This window comes from Falsiroseomonas algicola (assembly GCF_011040385.1).
Classification (GTDB): domain Bacteria; phylum Pseudomonadota; class Alphaproteobacteria; order Acetobacterales; family Acetobacteraceae; genus Falsiroseomonas; species Falsiroseomonas algicola.
Genome location: NZ_JAAIKB010000007.1, coordinates 109,619 through 128,478, shown reverse-complemented (window position 1 = coordinate 128,478; position 18,860 = coordinate 109,619). Strand labels below are relative to the sequence as shown.

The 18,860-nt window shown below is 73.1% G+C and carries 12 protein-coding genes; 7 read left to right on the top strand and 5 right to left on the bottom strand.

All coding sequences use genetic code 11. The features are described 5' to 3' along the window. Positions 1-11 precede the first annotated feature (11 nt). A complete protein-coding gene (locus G3576_RS32335) occupies positions 12-2,675 on the bottom strand; it encodes a bifunctional acetate--CoA ligase family protein/GNAT family N-acetyltransferase (RefSeq protein WP_268888555.1) in 2,664 nt (887 codons plus the stop codon). Positions 2,676-2,786: 111 nt separating this feature from the next. On the opposite strand from G3576_RS32335, the gene G3576_RS17980 reads away from it, so the two are divergent. From G3576_RS17980 to G3576_RS17970, 3 genes are all read left to right on the top strand, one after another. Continuing rightward, positions 2,787-3,743, top strand: coding sequence for an alpha/beta hydrolase (locus tag G3576_RS17980; protein WP_164695820.1), 957 nt, complete (start codon positions 2,787-2,789; stop codon positions 3,741-3,743). An 84-nt stretch (positions 3,744-3,827) separates the two neighbouring features. Then, on the top strand, positions 3,828-3,995 hold the full coding sequence (locus tag G3576_RS17975) for a hypothetical protein (protein WP_164695819.1): 168 nt from the start codon (positions 3,828-3,830) through the stop codon (positions 3,993-3,995). A gap of 4 nt (positions 3,996-3,999) precedes the next feature. Beyond that, positions 4,000-4,179 carry a hypothetical protein gene (locus tag G3576_RS17970; RefSeq protein WP_164695818.1) on the top strand — a complete coding sequence of 60 codons (180 nt, stop codon included), beginning with the start codon at positions 4,000-4,002 and terminating at the stop codon, positions 4,177-4,179. Positions 4,180-4,185: 6 nt separating this feature from the next. Here G3576_RS17970 and G3576_RS17965 read toward each other — a convergent pair whose 3' ends face one another. Continuing rightward, positions 4,186-5,337, bottom strand: coding sequence for an amidohydrolase (locus G3576_RS17965; RefSeq protein ID WP_164695817.1), 1,152 nt, complete (start codon positions 5,335-5,337; stop codon positions 4,186-4,188). A gap of 134 nt (positions 5,338-5,471) precedes the next feature. Here G3576_RS17965 and G3576_RS32615 point away from each other — a divergent pair, with 134 nt between their 5' ends. Next, on the top strand, positions 5,472-7,316 hold the full coding sequence (locus G3576_RS32615; protein WP_164695816.1) for an autotransporter assembly complex protein TamA: 1,845 nt from the start codon (positions 5,472-5,474) through the stop codon (positions 7,314-7,316). After that, complete coding sequence (locus tag G3576_RS17955) at positions 7,300-11,142, top strand: translocation/assembly module TamB domain-containing protein (RefSeq protein ID WP_164695815.1); 3,843 nt, start codon at positions 7,300-7,302, stop codon at positions 11,140-11,142. Before G3576_RS32615 ends, G3576_RS17955 begins: the two co-directional genes overlap by 17 nt. Positions 11,143-11,150: 8 nt before the next feature. Here G3576_RS17955 and G3576_RS17950 read toward each other — a convergent pair whose 3' ends face one another. From G3576_RS17950 to G3576_RS17940, 3 genes are read right to left on the bottom strand one after another with little or no spacing between them, the layout of a single operon-like run. Beyond that, positions 11,151-12,830: a methyltransferase domain-containing protein gene (locus tag G3576_RS17950; RefSeq protein WP_164695814.1), complete on the bottom strand. Its 1,680-nt coding sequence runs from the start codon at positions 12,828-12,830 to the stop codon at positions 11,151-11,153. Further along, positions 12,827-14,542: a M28 family peptidase gene (locus G3576_RS17945; RefSeq protein ID WP_164695813.1), complete on the bottom strand. Its 1,716-nt coding sequence runs from the start codon at positions 14,540-14,542 to the stop codon at positions 12,827-12,829. The genes G3576_RS17950 and G3576_RS17945 overlap by 4 nt, the downstream gene beginning before the upstream one ends. Before the next feature lie 8 nt (positions 14,543-14,550). Continuing rightward, complete coding sequence (locus G3576_RS17940) at positions 14,551-15,516, bottom strand: Bug family tripartite tricarboxylate transporter substrate binding protein (protein ID WP_164695812.1); 966 nt, start codon at positions 15,514-15,516, stop codon at positions 14,551-14,553. A 276-nt stretch (positions 15,517-15,792) separates the two neighbouring features. Between G3576_RS17940 and G3576_RS17935 the strand changes: the two genes are divergently transcribed. Both G3576_RS17935 and G3576_RS17930 read left to right on the top strand, forming a co-directional pair. After that, positions 15,793-17,616, top strand: coding sequence for an ABC-F family ATP-binding cassette domain-containing protein (locus G3576_RS17935; protein ID WP_164695977.1), 1,824 nt, complete (start codon positions 15,793-15,795; stop codon positions 17,614-17,616). Beyond that, a complete protein-coding gene (locus G3576_RS17930) occupies positions 17,613-18,827 on the top strand; it encodes a M24 family metallopeptidase (RefSeq protein WP_164695811.1) in 1,215 nt (404 codons plus the stop codon). The genes G3576_RS17935 and G3576_RS17930 overlap by 4 nt, the downstream gene beginning before the upstream one ends. The last annotated feature ends 33 nt before the right edge of the window (positions 18,828-18,860 follow it).

Genomic DNA, 18,860 nt, shown 5'->3' with positions numbered 1-18,860 from the left:
GATGCCCGCATCTACGGATGGACGCCCTCTGCCACCACCCGCCGCGCCTCCACCACATCCTCATCCTCCGCGCTGCGCTTCACGCTGAAGCCCAGCGACTTCACGAAGGCCAGCATCGGCGCATTGTCCGCCAGCACGCTGCCGACCACGGTGCGGATGCCCGCCTCCGGCGCCCAGTCGAACAGCCGCTGCATCAGCAGCCGTCCGAGTCCCTGCCCCTTCATGCGGCCATCGACCACCACGGCGAATTCGCCGGTCTCGCCATCGGATTCGCGGATGAGGCGCGAGACGCCCAGCATCTCCTCCGTCCCATCCGGCAGGGCGCGCATGGCGACGAAGGCCATCTCCCGGTCGTAGTCGATCTGCGTCATGCGGGCGATCTGCACCCGCGGCAGCTCCCGCAGCTGGCTGAAGAAGCGGTAGCGGATGTCCTCCGGCGTCAGGCGCCGGAAGAAGGCGGCATGCGCTTCCGCATCCTCCGGCCGGATCGGGCGGATCAGCAACTCCTCCCCCGAACGGCTGCGCCAGGGCGCCATCCATTCCTCGGGATAGGGCGGCACCGCCAGCAGTGCGCTCTCCCCCGCCGGGCGCAACTCCAGCGAGGCATCCACCGCCAGCACGCCCGCCGCATCGGCGAAAAGCGGGTTGATGCCGAGCGTCGCGATCTCCGGGAAGTCGATGGCGATCTGCGACAGGCGGACCAGCGCCTCCACCACCGCGTCGATATCGACCGGCTTGTGGTCGCGGTATCCCGCCAGCAGCTTCGCCGCCCGCGTCCGCCCGATCAGGGCGCGGGCGAGGGTGTGGTTCAGCGGCGGCAGGTCGAAGCCCTCATCCTCCAGCAGGTCGGCCGCCGTGCCGCCCATGCCGAAGCCGATATGCGGCCCGAACATCGCATCATCGCCGAGCCGCAGCCGCAATTCCTGCGCCCGCGGCGCCTGCCGCTGCACCAGGAAGCCCGAAAGGACCACGTCCGGCCGCTCGGCCTTCACCCGCGCCACCATCGCCATCGCCGCCTCCCGCACCGCGATGGTGCTGCGCAGGCCGAGCGTCACGCCGCCGACCTCCGTCTTGCGGTCGATCTCCGCGCTGCGGAGTTTGAGCACCACGGGGAAGCCGATCGCCGCCGCCGCCGCGACGGCCTGGTCCACCGTCTGCGCCACGCGGCCCGGCACCACGGGAAGCCCATAGGCGGAAAGGACCGACAACGCCTCGTCCTCGGTCAGGGAAAGCCGCCCTTCCGCCCGCACCTTTGCGAAGAGGGCCGTCACGGCGGCGCGGTCCGGCCGCAGCGCCAGCACCTGCCGTCCCGGCAGTTCCGCCGCGGCGGCACGGTTCTGCCGGTCATGCAGCAGGTGCAGCGCGCCGCGCACCGCCGCTTCCGGGGTCGGGAAGACGGCGAGCCCCGCTTCCGCCAGCGCCGCGCGTTGCGCCCCCGCCGTATGCTGCCCCGCCCAGCACACCAGCACCGGCGCGCGCCGCGTCGCCCGGGCGGCGGCGGAAAGCGCGGCGCCGATCGTCACCGGGTCCTCCCCCGGCACCGGCGCATGGACCGCGACCACCGCATCCACCTCCGGCAGCCCCGCCAGCATGGCGGCGGCCTCCCCCAGCGTGGTGCCGGCGCGGGGGCCGAGCGTGATGGGGTTCCGCCCCGTCCAGCCGCCGCCGATGCCGATCTTCAGCGCCGCCAGGGCGGCCTCCGGCAGTTCGGCCAGCCGTGCCTGGCCGGCCAGCACCGCATCGGCGGCCATCTGGCCGAGCCCCGTGGCATTGCCCACCACCGCGATCCGGTCCCCCGGCCCGCCCTGCGGGTTCAGCTTCACCCGCGCCAGCGTCTCCGCCGCCGAGAGCAGGTCATCCAGCCCCGCCACGCGCAGCACGGCGGCGCGGCGCAGCGCCGCCTCCATCACCGCATCGGTGACGCCGGAGGGATCATCGAGCCGCCCGCCCGCCCGGATCGCCACCACCGGCCGGGTCCGCGCCGCGGCGCGGGCGGCGGAGATGAACATGCGCCGGTTCTTGATGCGCCGCAGGTCGAGCAGGATCGCCGCCGTGCCGGGGTCGCGGGACAGCCAGTCCAGCGCATGGGCGAAGCCGAGGTCGCCATTGCCACCGATGCCGATGACATGGCTGAAGCCGACGCTCTCCGCCTCCGCCCAGTCGATCACGGCGCGGGCCAGCGCGGAGGATTGGCAGACCAGCGCCAGCTTGCCCGGCCGCGGCGCCAGGTGGGTCAGCGACGCATTCAACCCGATCGCGGGCACGCAGACGCCGAAGCTGCCCTGCCCCAGCGCCCGCACCCCCGTGCGCTTCGACAGCGCCAGCAGGTCCGTCGCCTGGCCCGGCACGATCGCGGCGTGGCAGCCCCGCGCGGCCAGGTCGAGCATGGCGCCTTCCAGCGCCTCCGGCGGCAGCGACAGCACGGCCAGGTCCGGCGCCTCCGCCAGATCGGCGATGCTGGCCACGGGGTGCAGCCCCTCCGCCACCATGCCGACGACGCTCAGCCTGCCCTTGAACCCGCCCGCGGCCAGGTTGGCCGCGAGCAGCGCGGAAACCGGCAGCGCCGGATCCGCGACCAGCACGACATCGCGTGGGCGATACAGCGCGTCTTCGTGGAATCGCCCGGCGGGACGGCGGATGAGGGTGGCGGTGAGGCTCATGGTGCGGCGCAGCATGAGCCGGTGCCGGGGCCCGGCACAACCGACCTTCTCGCGACGCTGACGGGGGCTTGCGGCATGGCGCGTTAACGCTTCCGATGGTCCGACCGAGGAACGCAGGACGCCATCATGCCCGCACCGGACCCGCGCTGGGATCCCGAAATGCTCGCCTTCAACCAGCTGATGGAGGCGGAGGGCGCGAAGCTGCCCCCCATCACGCTGACGCTGCCGCTGGACGAGGCCCGCGCGACGACGGAGGCGCTGAACATCCCGCTCGCGGCCGGCGGCCCCTCCATGGCCGAATCGGGCGACCGCTGGCTGCCGATCCGCGGCCGGCGCATCCAGTGCCGCCTGCACAAGCCTAGCGCGGCCGCCGGGCTTCCCGTGCTGGTCTACATCCATGGCGGCGGCTTCGTCTGGAACAGCATCGACACGCATGACCGGCTGATGCGCGAATACGCCGCTGGCGGCGGATGCGCCGTGATCGGCCCGGACTACGCCCTCTCCCCGGAGGCCGCCTTCCCCCAGGCGCTGGAGGAATGCGCGGCCGTGGTGCGCTGGGTGGCGAAGCATGGCGCCGAATGGGGCCTCGACCCGGCCCGCATCGTGGTCGGCGGCGACAGCGCCGGGGCCAACCTTGCCATGGGCGTCGCGCTGCTGCTGCGGGAGACGGACCCGGCGCTCCGCCTGCGCGGCCTGCTGCTGAACTACGGCGTCTTCGACGCCGACCTCGACACCCCGTCCTACCGCGAATTTGCCGATGGCTACTTCCTGACGCGGGAGAAGATGCGCTTCTACTTCGACTGCTACCTGCCCCGCCACGCGGACCGGCTGAACCCCCTGGCCAGCCCGCTCCGCGCCGACCTGCGCGGCCTGCCCGACTGCCTGCTGCACATCGCGGAACTCGATGTCCTGGCCTCCGAGAACTACGCCATGGGCGACAGGCTGCGGGCCAGCGGGGTGGCGGTGGAGCAGACCGTCTTCCCCGGCACCGCGCATGGCTTCCTGCGGTCCCTGAACCATGTCTCGGCGGCCCGGCGCGCGGCCGCCGAGGGCGGCGCCTGGCTGAAGCGCGTTCTCGGCTGAGGCGATTCCCATGGCGCGGATCGGCAGGCGCTTGCTTGGCGCCCCGCCGGGGCCGCGCCATCATGGCGCCGAAGGAGGATCGCGATGACGGACCAGCCCCCGAAGCCCGGCAGCCCCAAGCCGGCGCCGCAGCCGCTCGATGACGCCGCGCTCGACCAGGTGGCGGGCGGGCTTCTGACCGACTCCCAGCTCTCCACCATGACGCCGCAGCAGATCCAGCAGCTGCTCGGCGGGACCATCGGCCAGCCCTGATCCCATGCGCGACAAGCCCACGAGCCGCCCGAGCCGCGACGGCGCGCCGAAGCCCCCGCAACGCCTGGACGACGAAGCCCTGGCCAAGGTCAGCGGCGGCAGCGCCGACCCGGATACGGAGCAGTTCAGCTACCTCAACGGCCAGCCCGGCTCGAAGCTCTTCGACCTGCTGAAGCCGAAATAGCCGCCGTCAGCCCCCGGCCAAGGCGCGCTTCGCCACTTCCGCCAGGAAGCCGCTGGCGACCGGCAGGACCGCGTCGTTGAAGTCGTAGCGGGGGTTGTGCAGTTCCCGGCCATCCTCGGCCGGGCCGTTGCCGATCCAGACGAAGGCGCCCGGCACCTCCTTCAGGAACCAGCTGAAATCCTCGCCCGTCATGGCCGGCGGCACGTCGCGGCGCAGCGGCGCCACGGCGGCGGCCGCCCCGGCGGCCAGGTCACGCTCCGCGGGGTGGTTGGCCGTGACCTCCACCCCCTGGCGCCAGTTCACCGCGGCCTCCACGCCGCAGGTGGCGGCGATGCCATGGGCCACGCGGTGCAGCCCTTCCTTGATCGTCGCCCCGGCGCTGTCGGCCAGCCAGCGCGCCGTGCCCTTCAGCACGACGCGGGCGGGGATCTGGTTCTGCGCCTCGCCGCCTTCCACGATGGTCACGCTGACGACGCCGCCCGCCAGCGGGTCCACATTGCGCCCGACGACCGATTGCAGCGCCACGATGCAATGCCCCGCCGCCACCATCGGGTCGCGGGAGAGGTGCGGCAGCGCGGCGTGGCTGGCATGGCCGTCGAAGGTGATGTCGAAGCGCGCGCCGGCCGCCATCACGGCCTTGTCATGCACCGCGATGGTGCCCACGGGCAGGCCCGGCCAATTGTGCCAGCCGAAGATGCGGTCCATCGGGAAGCGCTGGAACAACCCGGCCTTGACCATCCCGATCGCGCCGCCGCCCCCTTCCTCCGCGGGCTGGAACACCAGGTGGACGGTGCCGGTCCAGCCCTTGTCCTCCAGCAGCAGCCGGGCGGCGCCCAGCAGCGCGGTGGTGTGCCCGTCATGCCCGCAGGCATGCATCACGCCGGGGATGGTGCTGCGGTGGGCCAGGCCCTCGTTCATCTCCTGGATCGGCAGCGCATCCATGTCGCCGCGCAGCCCGACGCTGCGGTTGCCGCCGCCCCGGCGCAGCGTCGCCACCACCCCATGGCCCGCGAAATCCGCCGTGATCTCCTCGACGCCCATCTCCCGCAGCCTCGCCACCACGAAGGCGGCGGTGTCGCCTTCCTGGAGCGTCAGTCCCGGATGGGCGTGAAGGTGACGGCGCCAGGCCGTCAGCGTCTCGGCGAGTGCAATGTCCATGTCATAGTGGTAGCCGCTTCGGGCCGCCGCCTCCACCCCGCATGCATCCAACTGGGGCACAACCCCCATCCCGAATGGCGCCCTTTGCGAATGGCACGACACGAACCGGAACGCCCCAACCGCGCTGAGGCATAGTGAAGAGACCGCAAGCCACCCTGATCCTGGCCCTGGGCCTCCTGCTGGCGTCCCCCCTGGCGGCGCAGGAACAGCAGGGCATCCCCTACGCCACCACCATCGCGCCAAGCGGGGTGGAGGGGCTGGATTCGGCCCTCACCGACGCCTCCCGCCTCCGCCGCCTGGCGGAGGAAGCGCCGGTGGACGGCTTCGGTCTCGTGGCACGCGCCCTCGCGGAGCCGCGCCTTCTGGACGATGTCTTCCGCTCCGAAGGCTATTGGGCCGCCGACGCCACCGTGCTGGTCGATGGTCAACCCGCCGCCACCCCGGGCCTGGCGGAGCGCCTCGCCGCCCGTCCCGCCGGCGCGCCCGTCCCGGTCGAGGTCCGCCCCGCCCCCGGCCCCCGCTACACGCTCCGCCGCATCGCGCTGCGCGCGCAATCCCCCGCCGAGGCGCAGGACGTTGCCGCCCTCGGCGCGCCCCAGGGCCTGGCGCAGGGCGATCCCGCCCGCTCCGCCCCCGTGCTTGATGCCGAATCGGACCTGATCGACCGCCTCCGCCGCGCCGGCCACCCGCTGGCCGCCGTCGTGGACCGGGAGGTGGTGGTGGACCATGAGGCGCAGGCGATGGACGTCACCTGGGTCCTCGCCCCGGGCCCCGCCGCCCGCTTCGCCCCGCCCCTCATCGCCGGCGACAGCGCCGTGAACCCGGCGCTGACCGCCCGCGTCGCCAGCCGGCTGACCGGCCAGCCCTATTCGCCCGCCGCGCAGGAACGCACGCGGCGTGAACTGATGGCGCTCGGCGCCTTCGACAGCGTCCGCGTCCGCGCCGCCCAGCGCCTGGACGAGACGGGCGCGCTGCCCGTCACCTACACCCTGGCCGACCGCCCCCGGAACGCGGCGGGCTTCAACCTCAGCTACGAGACCAATTACGGCCCCTCCGGCAGCGTCTACTACGAACGCCGCAACGCCTTCGGCAATGCGGAGCGGCTGCGGCTGGAAGCGACGGTCTCCCGCCTCGGCGCCGGCGGCGGCACGGAGGATGTGAACAGCCGCATCGCCGCCAACCTCCGCCGCCCCGGCCTGATCGACGGCCGCACCACGCTGGTGGCCGAAGTGGCCGCGGTCCGCGAACGGCTCGAAGCCTATGACCGCGACGCGATCGTTGCCTCCACGCTGCTGGAACGGCCTTTCGGCGAGCGCTGGGTGCTGCAGACCGGCCCGAGCCTCGAGACCGGCCGCATCGGCCGCGACGGCAACTGGCAGGAATTCCATTTGGCCGGCTGGGTGCTCGGCGCGCGCTACGACGGCACCGACAATTTGCTCGACCCGCGCTCCGGCATCCGCGCCAGCATCGTCGCCACGCCCTATGCCGATGTGCTGGAAGGCGGCGGCTTCATCCGGGCGCTCGGCACGCTCCGCACCTACTACGACTTCACCAGCGATGGCGGATCGGTCGTGGCCCTCCGCGGCACGCTCGGCAGCCTGGTCGGCGCCGATCGCGCCGTGCCCTTGGACAAGCGTTTCTATGCCGGCGGCGGCGGATCGGTCCGCGGCTACAGCTACCAGTCCATCGGCCCCCGCGATGCCCGCAACCGGCCGGATGGCGGCTCCTCCCTGGTCGAGGCCTCGGCCGAGCTGCGCCAGCGCGTGCGCGGCAATCTCGGCATGGTCGCCTTCGTCGATGCCGGCAGCGTCGGTCAGACGGAAACGCCGTCCTTCAGCGATGTGCGCCTCGGCGCCGGTGTGGGCGTGCGCTACGCCACCGCCATCGGCCCGGTGCGGCTGGATGTCGCGGTGCCGCTGAACAAGCAGGAAGGGGATGCCGGCTACGGCATCTATGTCGGGCTTGGCCAGGCCTTCTGAGGCCCCCGCCGCGCCGCCCCCCCGTCGCCGCTTCCGCTGGCTGCGCTGGGTCGGCGGCGTGCTGCTGGCGCTGGTCCTGCTGCCGGTCCTCGTCATCGGTGGCGCGCTGCTCTACGCCAACAGCGAAAGCGGCCGCGCCCGCATCGCCGCGCTCGTCTCCGCCCAGGTGCCCGGCCTGACGCTGGAGGGCCTGCAGGGCCCGCTCCCCGGTCGCCTCACCCTCGGCCGCATCACCATGGCCGACAGCCAGGGCATCTGGCTGGAGGTCGAGAATGCCCGCCTCGCCTGGGATCCCCTCGCTTTGCTGGGGCGGGAGGCGCATGTGACGCTGCTGGCCGCAGACCGCCTGGCGCTGCACCGCCTGCCCGAGGCCGGCCCCGAGCCCACCGAGCCCGAGCCCCCCGGCCCGCTGATCCCGGACCTGCCGCAACTCCCCCTCGGCATCCAGCTGGACCGGCTGGAGGTCGCGCGGATCGAGATCGGCCCCGCCCTGGCCGGCACCCCGGCCGCGCTGCGCCTGGCCGGCAATGCGCGCCTTGACCCCTGGGGCCTGACGGCGGCGCTGGACGTGAACGCGCTGGACGCCGAGGACGCCATCGGCCTGGAGGCCTCGCTCCGCCCCGGCAGCGGCCGCCTGTCCGCCCGCCTGACCCTGCGCGGCGCCGCTGACGGTCCGGTGGCACGCATCGCGGGGCTGGCCGGCCGCGCCCCCTCGATCGACCTGGAACTGGACGGCCCCGCGGAGGCCGCGGCGCTGCGGCTGCGTGCCGATGCGGGGCCCGGCCTGGGCGCCACGCTGGAAGGCACGGTTCGTGCGCCGGACGCCACGCGCCTCGGCGCCGACCTCACCGGCCGCATCGATGCCTCCGGCCTGCTCGACGCCCCGCTGGCGGAGCTTGCCGGCCCGCTCGACATCGCCATCCGCGGCGGCCGCATGCCGGACGGCGCAGTGGATCTGGCCGCCTTGCGCCTGGCGGGCCGTGCCGGCGTGGTGGTGGCTTCCGGCCGCATCCTGCCCGATGGCAGCACCATCAGCGCGGAGGCCAGCCTGGCGCTGCCCGGCAGCGACATCTTCGCCCCGCTGCTGGCAGAGGCACCCGTCTCCTGGACCAGCCTCGAGGCGACGGTGAAGGCCGACGGGCCCATCGCCACCCCCACCATCGACCTCACCCTGGCCCCTGAGGGTTTCGGGAGTTCCATCGCCCCCGCCGCCGCCCTGCTCGGCCCCGCCCCCCGCGCCAGCCTCCGCGCCACCCTGCCGGACCGCATCGCGCTGCTGACCATCCGCGGCGCCGCCTTGCAGGCCGAGGCCTCCGGCCTGGTCGGCACGACGCTCGACCTCCGCTTCGCCGCCGACGTCGCGGCGGCGGAGGGCGCCGTGCCCGGCGTCGCCGGCGCGCTCCGCCTTGCCGGCACCGCAAGGGGCGAGGCCGCCAACCCCTCCCTCACCGTCACCGCCGCTTCCGAACGGCTGGAAGCCGCCGGCCAGGTGCTGGAGGGGCTGAAGCTCGACGCCCGCATCGCCACCCCCGCCACGCTGCCAGCGGTGGAGGCCACGCTGGAAGGCCGCTACCAGGGCCTGCCCCTGGCGCTCGACCTCGATGGCGGGCCGGAGGGCGAGGGCGCGCTCCGTCTCCGCACCGCCACCGCCCGCCTCGGCCCCGCCACGCTGGAGGCCACCGGGCTGCTGACCCTGGCCGGCCCGGTCTTCGAGGGCACGGCCCGGCTCGACGCCCCCGACCTGGCGCCGCTCTCCGCGCTGGCGGGCCAGCCTCTGGCCGGCGCGATCCGGCTGGAAGCCACCGGCACCTCGCGCGACGGCGCGCAGCACCTCGATGCCCGCCTCACCGCCCCGCGCCTGCTGGCGGGCGGCGTCGATGCGCGGGACCTCGCCGCCAGCGTTACCGGCACCCTCGCCGATGCCGAGTTCCGCGCCTCCGGCCGCGCCATGGAGATCGAGGCGGAGACCCGCGGCCGCGTCACCACCCAGCCCGATGGCGCCCGGCGCATCGACCTCGCCACCTTCCGCGCGACCACGGGCGGGGAGACGATCCGCCTGGCCGCCCCCGGCCGCATCACCCAGCGCCCCGATGGCGCGATCGAGATCGGTGCCCTCTCCCTCGCCGCCAGCCGCGGCGCCACGCTGCGGGCGGAGGGGATCTGGGGACCCGAACGCGCCGATGTCCGCGTCGGCCTTGCCATCCCGGACCTGGCGACGCTGGCGCCCCTCGCCCCGGGGGTGGAGCCCGCCGGCCGCGTCACCGCCGATGCCCGCATCACCGGCCGCACCACCGCCCCCGAACTGACGGCGACGTTGCGCGGCACCGGCCTCCGGGCCGCCGCCACCCGCGGCCTGCCGGCGGGGGAGGTGAACGCCGATATCCGGCGCGACGCCGCCGGCCTCTCGACGCTCCGCGCCACCGCCAGCATGGGCAACGCCACGCGGCTGACGGCAACGGGCCGCCTGAATGCCCAGGGCGGGATCGAGGGCGCGCTGGACGGGCCCATCGATATCGGCGGCCTGGCCGGCCCGCTGCTGGCCGCCGGCGCCGACCGCGTCGCCGGCCGCGCGCAGGTGGCGCTGCGGGCCTCCGGCACCCTCTCCGCCCCCGTCCTGGGCGGCGAGGCGCGGATCTCCAACGGGTCCTGGCGCAACGCGGTGCTGGGCGTCGCCTTCACCGATCTCGGCGGCACCATCCGCGCCGATGGCACGCGGCTCCGCCTCGACCTCGCGGGTCGCACCGCCGGCCAGGGGCGCATCACGCTGGCCGGCACCGTCGATCCGCTGACCGATGGCATCCCGGTGGACCTGCTGCTGCGCGCCGATGCCGCGCAGCCCGTCGCCTCGGACCTCATCCGCGCCACGCTCGATGCGAACGTCACCGTGACCGGCGCGATCGGCACCGGGCTCGCCATCGCCGGGCCGATCCGCATCGCGCGGATGGACATCCGCATCCCCGACCAGCTGCCCGGCTCCGTCCGCAGCCTCGGCACCGTGACGGAAGTCGGCCGCGTGCCCGGCCGGCCCGCGCCGCCACCCCGCCGCACCCGCCAGGCGCCGGAGGAACCCTCCGCCCCCATCACGCTGGCGCTGCGCGTCGAGGCGCCGCGCAACATCTTCGTCCGCGGCCGCGGCGTGGATGCGGAATTCGGCGGCAGCCTGCAGATCGGCGGCCGCGCCGATGCGCCGGAGATCGGCGGCGACATCTCGCTGCGGCGGGGCGAGATCAGCGTGCTCGCACGCCGCCTGACGCTCAGCCGCGGGCGGCTCGACTTCCAGGGCGGCGTGATCCCGGAGCTGGATCTGGAAGCCAGCAGCCGCGCCGGCGCCACGACGGTGCGCGCCACCGTCACCGGTCCAGCCAATGCGCCGCAGATCGGCTTCAACTCCACCCCCGAACTGCCCCAGGACGAGATCCTGGCCCGGCTGCTCTTCGACCGCCCCGTCAGCGACCTCAGCCCCTTCGAGGGCGCGCAGCTGGCCCAGGCCATCATCGGCGCGACCGGTGTCGCGGGCGGCGGTGCCTCCGGCGTGCTGGACCGGCTGCGCCGCACCTTCGCGCTGGACCGCCTGGCGGTGGGCGGCGGCGGCGAGAATGCCTCCCGCGCCACCAACCCCGACGAACGCGGAGGCCCGACGCTGGAAGCCGGCCGCTACATCGCCGATGGCGTCTATGTCGGCGTGCGCCAGGGGACGGACAGCGGTTCGTCGCGCGTCGGCGTCCGCGTGGACCTGACGCCCCGCATCCGGGTGGAAGCCGAGACGGGCGACCGCGAAGCAGGCGAACGCGTCGGCGTCTCCATGGAGTGGCAGTGGGGGCGGTGACGCCCCCCTCACCCCACCGCCGGCACCCTTTCCAGCAGCGCCGCATCCAGCGCCGCGCGCCGCTCCCACAGCCCGCGATACCAGGCGATCCGCGCCGCCACCTGATGCGCGTGCAGCCTCTCCCGCCGCACCCAGTCATGCGCGGCATCCGCCATGGCCCGCGCCCGGGCGGGATCGGCGACCAGGTCGCGCAGCGCCGCCACCAACTCCTCCGGCGACCGGACGATCAGGCCGGTCTCCCCATGCCGGATGCTGCCCTCATAGACCGTCGGGCTGGCCAGGCAGCACAGACGATGCCCGCCCGCCTCCACCGCCTTCAGGTCCGACTTCATGCGGTTGAAGCGCGTATCCGCCAGCGGCAGGAAGGCCAGTTCGCAGCGCCCCATGGCGGCGCGGTAGTCGGCGTAATGGGCCAGCGGCGCGAAGCTCTTGTGCGGCGTGTCCAGCGCCTCGAAGGTCCGGCGGTCATGCATCACCGCGATGGACAGGCGCGGGCCGGCCTCCGCCAATGCCCGGTTCAGCGCCGGGATGAAGGGCGCCACATCGGCTTCCCGGTTGATGGCGCCGAAGAACAGGGTCATTCGCGACGGGTCCGCGAAGTTGCGGGGCTCCGGCAGCGATGTCAGCGCATTCGGGAAGATCGCCACTTCCGGGTTCAATTCGCGCAGCAGCGCCGCCAGCGGCTCGGTCGAGGTCTGCACGCCATGCACGCCGCGGAAGGCCAGGCTGTTGCTGGCGGCGATGGAGGGCCAATGCGCGGGGTCGTCATCGAATTCCTGCACCAGCACGGCGCCCGTCGCGCGCAGCGCGCGCAGGTACCTGGGCGCATCCGGATGATCCAGCAGCCGCCGCTGCAGCACCATGATGCGCGGGATGCCGGCATCGAGCTTCGGCAGCGAAGCCTCCATGCCTGCGCGCGTGACGATGCCCGGCCGCGTCGCCATGGCGGCGAAGGGTTCCAGCACGCGCACATCGTTGACGCCGCCCACGGGCTTCAGCGTGCGTGCCACCACCACCAGCGGCTTCGGCGCCGCTTTGGTCGCGCGCCACACATATTGCAGCGGCGCGCTGCGACGCAGCCAGTCGGCGGGATCGACGCCCATGGCGCGCAGCGTGGGCTCCGCCTGCTTCGCGAAGGCCTCCGCCTTCTCGATCCCGAAGATGCGCGGCGCGGCTTCCAGCGGCACCAGGCCGGCGCCCTCCAGCGCCTCCTTCATCCCGTCGCGCGTGAACCAGCGGAGATGGGTGCGGTCGAAGAGGCCCATCGCCTCATAGCGCCACTTCCCCGCCAGCAGCCGCGCGGCGAAGGACCAGTGTTCCAGGTTCGGCACGCAGGCCAGCAGCACGCCACCGGGGCTCAGCAGCGCCGCGTCGCGCTTCAGCACCGCCCAGGGGTCGCGCAGGTGTTCCAGCACATCGCCCAGCACCAGCGCATCGAGCGTGCCGGGCTCGATCGGGGGCGGCGCGGCCTCGATGTCGAGGCGATGCACCTCGTCGTAATGCCGCGCGGCCTCGGCGGCCAACGCCTCGTCCGGTTCGATGGCGACCAGCCGTGCCGCCGGGTTGCGCCGGCGATAGGCGGCGCCAAGCGCCCCCGCCCCGCAACCGACATCCAGCACCAGCCGCGCATCGAGCGGGATGCGCGAGAGCAGGTCAGGGTTGGCGTGGGCGCCGTAGGCCTCCGTCACGGGATGGCTTCCGCGGCGGCCTCCACCGCCGCCAGCGCGTGGTTGAGCCCGCGCTTCAGGCTGGTGGTGGCGAAGCCGAGCGCCGCCGGCGGATAGCGATCCAGCTCCGCCGCCACGGCCAGATGCGTCAGCGGCGGCGCCGGCAGGCCGAAATCGCGCCGGTATCGCGTGCCGCGCGTGTAGTCGAGCGGCACGAGAAGCCGCAGCACCGCGAGCCGGACGCGCGTCGCGACCGCGGGATCGGTGTTCGCGGCCTCGAAGGCCCGCAGCCGCCGCGCGAGGTCGTCGAAGGCCCGCGCCGCCGGCGAAAGATCGAAGCGATCCCCCGCCGCCTTCGCGTAGCGTTGCAGATGCCCCTGCAGGTCGGCCACCAGCGCACCGGGATCGAGCGGGATGGAAGGCAGCGTCGCCAGGCGGAACAGCGCCAGCGCATAGAGGCGGATATCCGTCAGCAGCACGCCGGGATCCGCGACCTCCATCTGGTCGCGATCCGTGTGCCAGGCGGTGTTGCCGCCATTGCCCATGACGAAATACCAGCCGCGCCGCTCCACCTCCTCCTTCGGGATGCGCGACGACGCCGAGAAGCAGCCGGAGATGCCGAGGTTGTTGAAGGAGAAGTCGCTGGACTGCGTCGGCCGCTTGCCCCCCGCGACCTTCCCCGTCGCGTCCCGCACCGCATCGGTGACGAAGGCGCGGTTCTCCGCCATCCAGGGGATGGTCGGGTAGTCCGTCGCGTCGCGGCAGCCGGGGCTGTCGCAGTTCATATGGGCGACGCAGTGCCGCGCCAGGTCGCGCGCGAATTCATCCGCATACCAGGTGGAGCCCGCGAACTTCCCCGTGGAGTGTCCCGGCCACCAGCAGATGCGCACGCCGCGCCTGAGGTGCTGGCGGTTGGCGTGGATCACCCGCGCCACTTCCAGCATGCAGGCATCGCCGGTGGCATTGTCGCCGACGCCGACATCCCAGCTGTCGTAATGCCCGTGCAGCAGCGCGAAGTCGGGCTCCTCCCCCGGGATGCGCACTTCCGGCAGCACCTGGTCGAACCAGCCTTCCTCGACGATGGTCGTCAGCGTCGCAGATTCGCCCCGCTGCGCCGCCTCGATCAGCACATCGCCATCGGGCCTGCTGACGGCGCAGCCCGGGATCGGCGTGCGGCCGGGCAGGTCATCCAGGTCCGGCGTCCCCCAAATGGCGCTGCCGCTGCCCCAATGCATGTCGGGGCCGGGATTCACCGCGATGACCCCCGCAGCGCCGAGCGCCGCGAAATGCAGGATCTTCTCGGCCAGGATCATGCCCCGGAACAGCACGATCTTCCCCGTGACGTCGGGCACGCCCGGCGCCGGGTCGTAGCCTTCGCCAAACAGCACCGCCGAGTTCGGCGTCCACCCCACCGGCGGCCCCACCGGATTCTCCACGAACACCAGCTTCGCCGTCAGCCCCCCCGGCGCCGTCTGCGCCAGCTGCGCCGGCCGCGCGCGGAAGCGCTGCCCGCCCAGCGTCACATGCGCATCCTTCGGCACCGCGAGATAGAGCCGCGGCCGGTGCACCGTGACGGGCAGGCCGAGCGCCTGCAGCCGCCGCGCGATCTCCTCCCCCGCCGCCGCGGCTTCCTGCGGGTCCTGCCGCCGCATGCGGCCGAAGGCCTCCACCAGCGACCAGGCGTGATCCACCACGGCGGTGTTCATCACCGCCTGTTCCTCGGACGTCGTCATGGCTGGTTTCAATCCATCGTCACGCCGGTGCGGCGAACCACCTCACCCCATCGGTCGATCTCACCATGGATGTAGCGCTGGGTCACGTCCGGGGGGTCGCCGCCGGGATCGACGCCGATCGCGGCCAGCCTTTCCTTCACCGCCCCGCTCTCCAGCGCGCGCTTCAGCTGGGCGTACATCGCCTGGATGATCTCCTCCGGCACCCGCGCGGGCCCCGCGATGCTGAACCAGTTGGTCGTCACCACGCCCGGGTAGCCGCTCTCGGCAAAGGTCGGGATCTCCGGGAAGGCGCTGCTGCGCTGCGCGGAGGAGACGGCCAGGGCGCGCACATTCCCGCTGCGGATATGCACGGCGGCGGAGGGCAGGCTGTCGATCATCCCCTCGATCCGCCCGCCCAGCACGTCCGCCGTCGCCGCCTGCGCGCCGCGATAGGGCACATGGGTGATGTCGATGCCGGCCGCGGCCTTCAGCAGCTCCGCCGTCAGGTGATGCAGCGTGCCGTTGCCGCCCGATCCGAAGTTGATGGCGCCGGGCCGCGCCTTCGCCGCCGCGACGTAATCCGCCAGCGTGCGGAAGGGCAGGTCCTTGTTGACGATCAGCACGACGGGCAGCGTGCCGATGACGGTGACGTGCCGGAAATCGTTGCGCGTGTCGTAGGGCATGTTGCGCACGAGTTCGCGGAAGATGGCCTGCGGGCCGACATTCGTCGTCAGCCAGGTGTAGCCATCGGGTGCCGACTTCGCGACGAAGTCGGACCCCAGCACGCCGCCGGCGCCCGGCCGGTTCTCCACCAGGAAGGACTGTCCCGTCTGCTCCTGCAAGGCCGCGGCCACGGTCCGCGACAGGATGTCGGACGCCCCGGCGGGGGGCGAGGAGGAGATGATGCGCACCGGGCGGTTGGGCCAGGCGCCCTGCGCGAGCGCGGGCGCCGCAATCGGCAGGGCAAGGGCGGTCAGCAGGCTGCGGCGGTGCATAGAGGGAGTCCTTTCGCGGGCGAGGCAGCGCAAACCCCCACCCCGACCCTCCCCCGCAATCGCGGGGGAGGGAGTGCAGGAGCGCGCCTTCCCCCTCCCCCGGACTTCCGGGGGAGGGTCGGGGTGGGGGTACGCGCAAGGTCAGGCGGTTCAGCAAACGATCCGACACGCATCGCGCCGGCCGATCAAGGTTAAGCAACTTCCGCACCACCCCGATGCCGCCCGCGCAATCCCGCACGCTTGACGCGCCGGGCAGCCGCCCCCATCCCACCCGCCATGGCCCTGCCCCCGCTGCTGCACCTCCGTGACATCAAGCTCCGCCTCGGTTCCACCCAGCTGCTGGATGGCGCGGAGATCGCCGTGGCGCCCGGGGATCGCGTGGCGCTGGTCGGGCGCAACGGCTCCGGCAAATCGACGCTGCTCAAGATCGCGGCGGGGATCATCGATTCCGATGGCGGCACGCGCTTCATCCAGCCCGGCGCCACCATCCGCTACCTGCCGCAGGAACCCGACCTCACCGGCCACGCCACCACCGGCGCCTATGTCATGTCCGGCCTCGGCCCGGGCGATGACCCCCACCGCGCGCGCATGCTGCTCGAAGGCCTTGGCCTGACCGGGGAGGAGGAACCCGCCCGCCTCTCCGGCGGCGAGGCGCGCCGCGCGGCGCTGGCCCGCGCCCTGGCGCCGGAGCCCGACATCCTGCTGCTGGACGAGCCCACCAACCACCTCGACCTGCCCGCCATCGAATGGCTGGAAGGCGAACTCGGCCAGCTCCGCAGCGCCCTCGTCCTGATCAGCCACGACCGGCGATTCCTGGAACGCCTCTCCCGCGCCATGGTCTGGCTCGACCGCGGCACCACCCGCCGCCTCGAACAGGGATTCGCCCAGTTCGAATCCTGGCGCGACCAGGTGCTGGAGGCGGAGGAGCAGGAAGCCCACAAGCTTTCCCGCAAGATCGTGCGGGAGGAACACTGGCTCCGCTACGGCGTCACTGCCCGGCGCAAGCGCAACGTCAAGCGCCTGGCCGGCCTGCAGGAACTCCGCAAGCGCCGCAAGGAACGCGTCACCGCGCCGGGCCAGGTGAAGATGGCCGCCGCCGAGGGCGATGGCTCCGGCACGCTGGTCGCCTCCGCGGAAGGCGTGAACAAGCGCTTCGGCGACCAGGCGCCGGTCGTCGTCGATTTCTCGACGCGCATCCTGCGCGGCGACCGCGTCGGCATCGTCGGCCCCAACGGCGCAGGCAAGACCACGCTGCTCAACATGCTGACCGGCGTCTTGCAGCCGGATAGCGGCACCATCCGCCTCGGCACCGCGCTGCAGATGGTCACGATGGACCAGAAGCGCGAAAGCCTCGATCCCACCACCACCCTGCAATCCGCGCTGACCGGCGGGTCCGGCGACGTGGTGCGCATCGGCGGCGAGGCGAAGCACGTCATCGGCTACATGAAGGACTTCCTCTTCCTCCCCGAACAGGCGCGCACCCCCGTCGGCGCGCTCTCGGGCGGCGAACGCGGGCGGCTGCTGCTGGCGCGTGCGCTGGCCACGCCGTCGAACCTGCTGGTGCTGGACGAGCCCACCAACGACCTCGACCTCGAAACCCTCGACCTGCTCCAGGAACTGCTGGCGGACTACGGCGGCACCGTGATCGTCGTCAGCCACGACCGCGACTTCCTCGACCGCGTCGCCACCAACGTCATCGCCTATGAGGGCGATGGCCGCTGGCAGGACTATGCCGGCGGCTATTCCGACATGGTCGCGCAGCGCGGCCGCGGCGTGCAGGCCCGCGCCATCGCCGCCGCCGCCGCCACGGCCCCGCGCGACACCACCGCCCCCGAAGCCCCGCGCGCCGTCGCCCGCGCGAAGATGTCCTTCAAGGACAAGCACGCCCTCGAAACCCTGCCCGACCGCATCGCCCAGCTCGAACGGGAAATGGCGGCGTTGCAGAAAGCCCTGGCGGACCCGAACCTCTACACGAAGGACCCCGCCGGCTTCGCCGCCCGCACCAGCCTGCTCGCCAAGAAACAGGCTGAACGCGACGCGGCGGAAGAGGAATGGCTGCGGCTGGAAATGCTGCGCGAGGAACTGGAGAAAGAAGCATGACAACCGGCGTCGGCGGATCGGACTTCGCCACCGAACTGGCTGCGATCAGGAACGAACGGGACGCCGTCCCGCCCATCGCGGCGGAAGACCACGCGAAGCGCGTCGCCCTCGCCCAGGCCCGGATGGCCGAACTCGGCATCAGCGCCCTCTGGCTCGACGGCACCACCAACCTCACCTGGCTCACCGGCCTGAAGCACGGCCAGTCCGAACGCCCCGTCGGCGCCGTCCTCCCCGTCCGCGGCCCCCTCACCTATCTCTGCCCGGAATTCGAGGTCGAGCGCCTCAAGACCATGCTGGCGCTCCCCGGCGAAGTGCGCGGCTGGGAGGAAGACCAGGATCCCTACGCCCTCTTCAGCGACATCCTCCGCGCCGCCGACATCAGCGGCGGCACCATCGCGATCGACGACATGGCCCGCGTCTTCGTCGCCGAGGGCCTCCGTGCCGCACTCCCTAACCACCACTTCATCGCCAGCAAGACCGTCACCTCCCACCTCCGCGAACAGAAGTCGGACCACGAGGTCGCGCTGCTCCGCCAGGCCATGGGGATGACACTCCGCATCCAGGCCGCCGCCGCCCGCGCCCTCAAGCCCGGCGTCACCACCACGGAAGTCGCGGCCTTCCTCTCCGCCGCCCACGCCAAGGCCGGCTTCGACGCGGGGCCGTCCTTCTCCATCGTCCTCTTCGGCGAACCCTCGGCCTACCCGCACGGCGTGCCCTACCCGCAGACGCTCAAGGAGGGCGACGTCGTCCTCGTGGATGTCGGCGCGCCCCTCCATGGCTACGTCTCCGACATCACCCGCAGCTACGTCTTCGGCACCCCCAACGCCCGCCAACGCGAGATCTGGGACCTCACCAAGCGCGCCCAGGCCGCCGGCTTCGCCGCCGCGAAACCCGGCGCCCCCTGCGCCGCCATCGACGACGCCTGCCGCGGCGTGATCACCGCCGCCGGCTTCGGCCCCGGCTACAAGGTCCCCGGCCTGCCCCACCGCACCGGCCACGGCATCGGCATGGACGTCCACGAAGCCCCCTACTTCGTCGGCGGCAACACCCAACCCCTCGCCCCCGGCAACACCGGCTCCATCGAACCGACCATGGCGATCTACGGCGAATTCGGCATCCGCCTGGAAGACCACATCGTCATCACCTCCACCGGCGCCTCCTGGCTGACGGAACCCTCGCGGAGCGTGGACGAGCCCTTCGCGGGGGTGTGACGCCTGGGGGTGTCGCGGGCGGGTAACCCCGGC

What these genes read in the sequence shown, in the direction of transcription:
- G3576_RS17945 (WP_164695813.1), bottom strand. Translation starts at nt 14,542, where the DNA reads ATGACGACGTCCGAGGAACAGGCGGTGATGAACACCGCCGTGGTGGAT.
- G3576_RS32335 (WP_268888555.1), bottom strand. Translation starts at nt 2,675, where the DNA reads ATGCTGCGCCGCACCATGAGCCTCACCGCCACCCTCATCCGCCGTCCC.
- G3576_RS17935 (WP_164695977.1), top strand. Translation starts at nt 15,793, where the DNA reads ATGGCCCTGCCCCCGCTGCTGCACCTCCGTGACATCAAGCTCCGCCTC.
- G3576_RS17965 (WP_164695817.1), bottom strand. Translation starts at nt 5,337, where the DNA reads ATGGACATTGCACTCGCCGAGACGCTGACGGCCTGGCGCCGTCACCTT.
- G3576_RS17970 (WP_164695818.1), top strand. Translation starts at nt 4,000, where the DNA reads ATGCGCGACAAGCCCACGAGCCGCCCGAGCCGCGACGGCGCGCCGAAG.
- G3576_RS17930 (WP_164695811.1), top strand. Translation starts at nt 17,613, where the DNA reads ATGACAACCGGCGTCGGCGGATCGGACTTCGCCACCGAACTGGCTGCG.
- G3576_RS17980 (WP_164695820.1), top strand. Translation starts at nt 2,787, where the DNA reads ATGCCCGCACCGGACCCGCGCTGGGATCCCGAAATGCTCGCCTTCAAC.
- G3576_RS17975 (WP_164695819.1), top strand. Translation starts at nt 3,828, where the DNA reads ATGACGGACCAGCCCCCGAAGCCCGGCAGCCCCAAGCCGGCGCCGCAG.
- G3576_RS17940 (WP_164695812.1), bottom strand. Translation starts at nt 15,516, where the DNA reads ATGCACCGCCGCAGCCTGCTGACCGCCCTTGCCCTGCCGATTGCGGCG.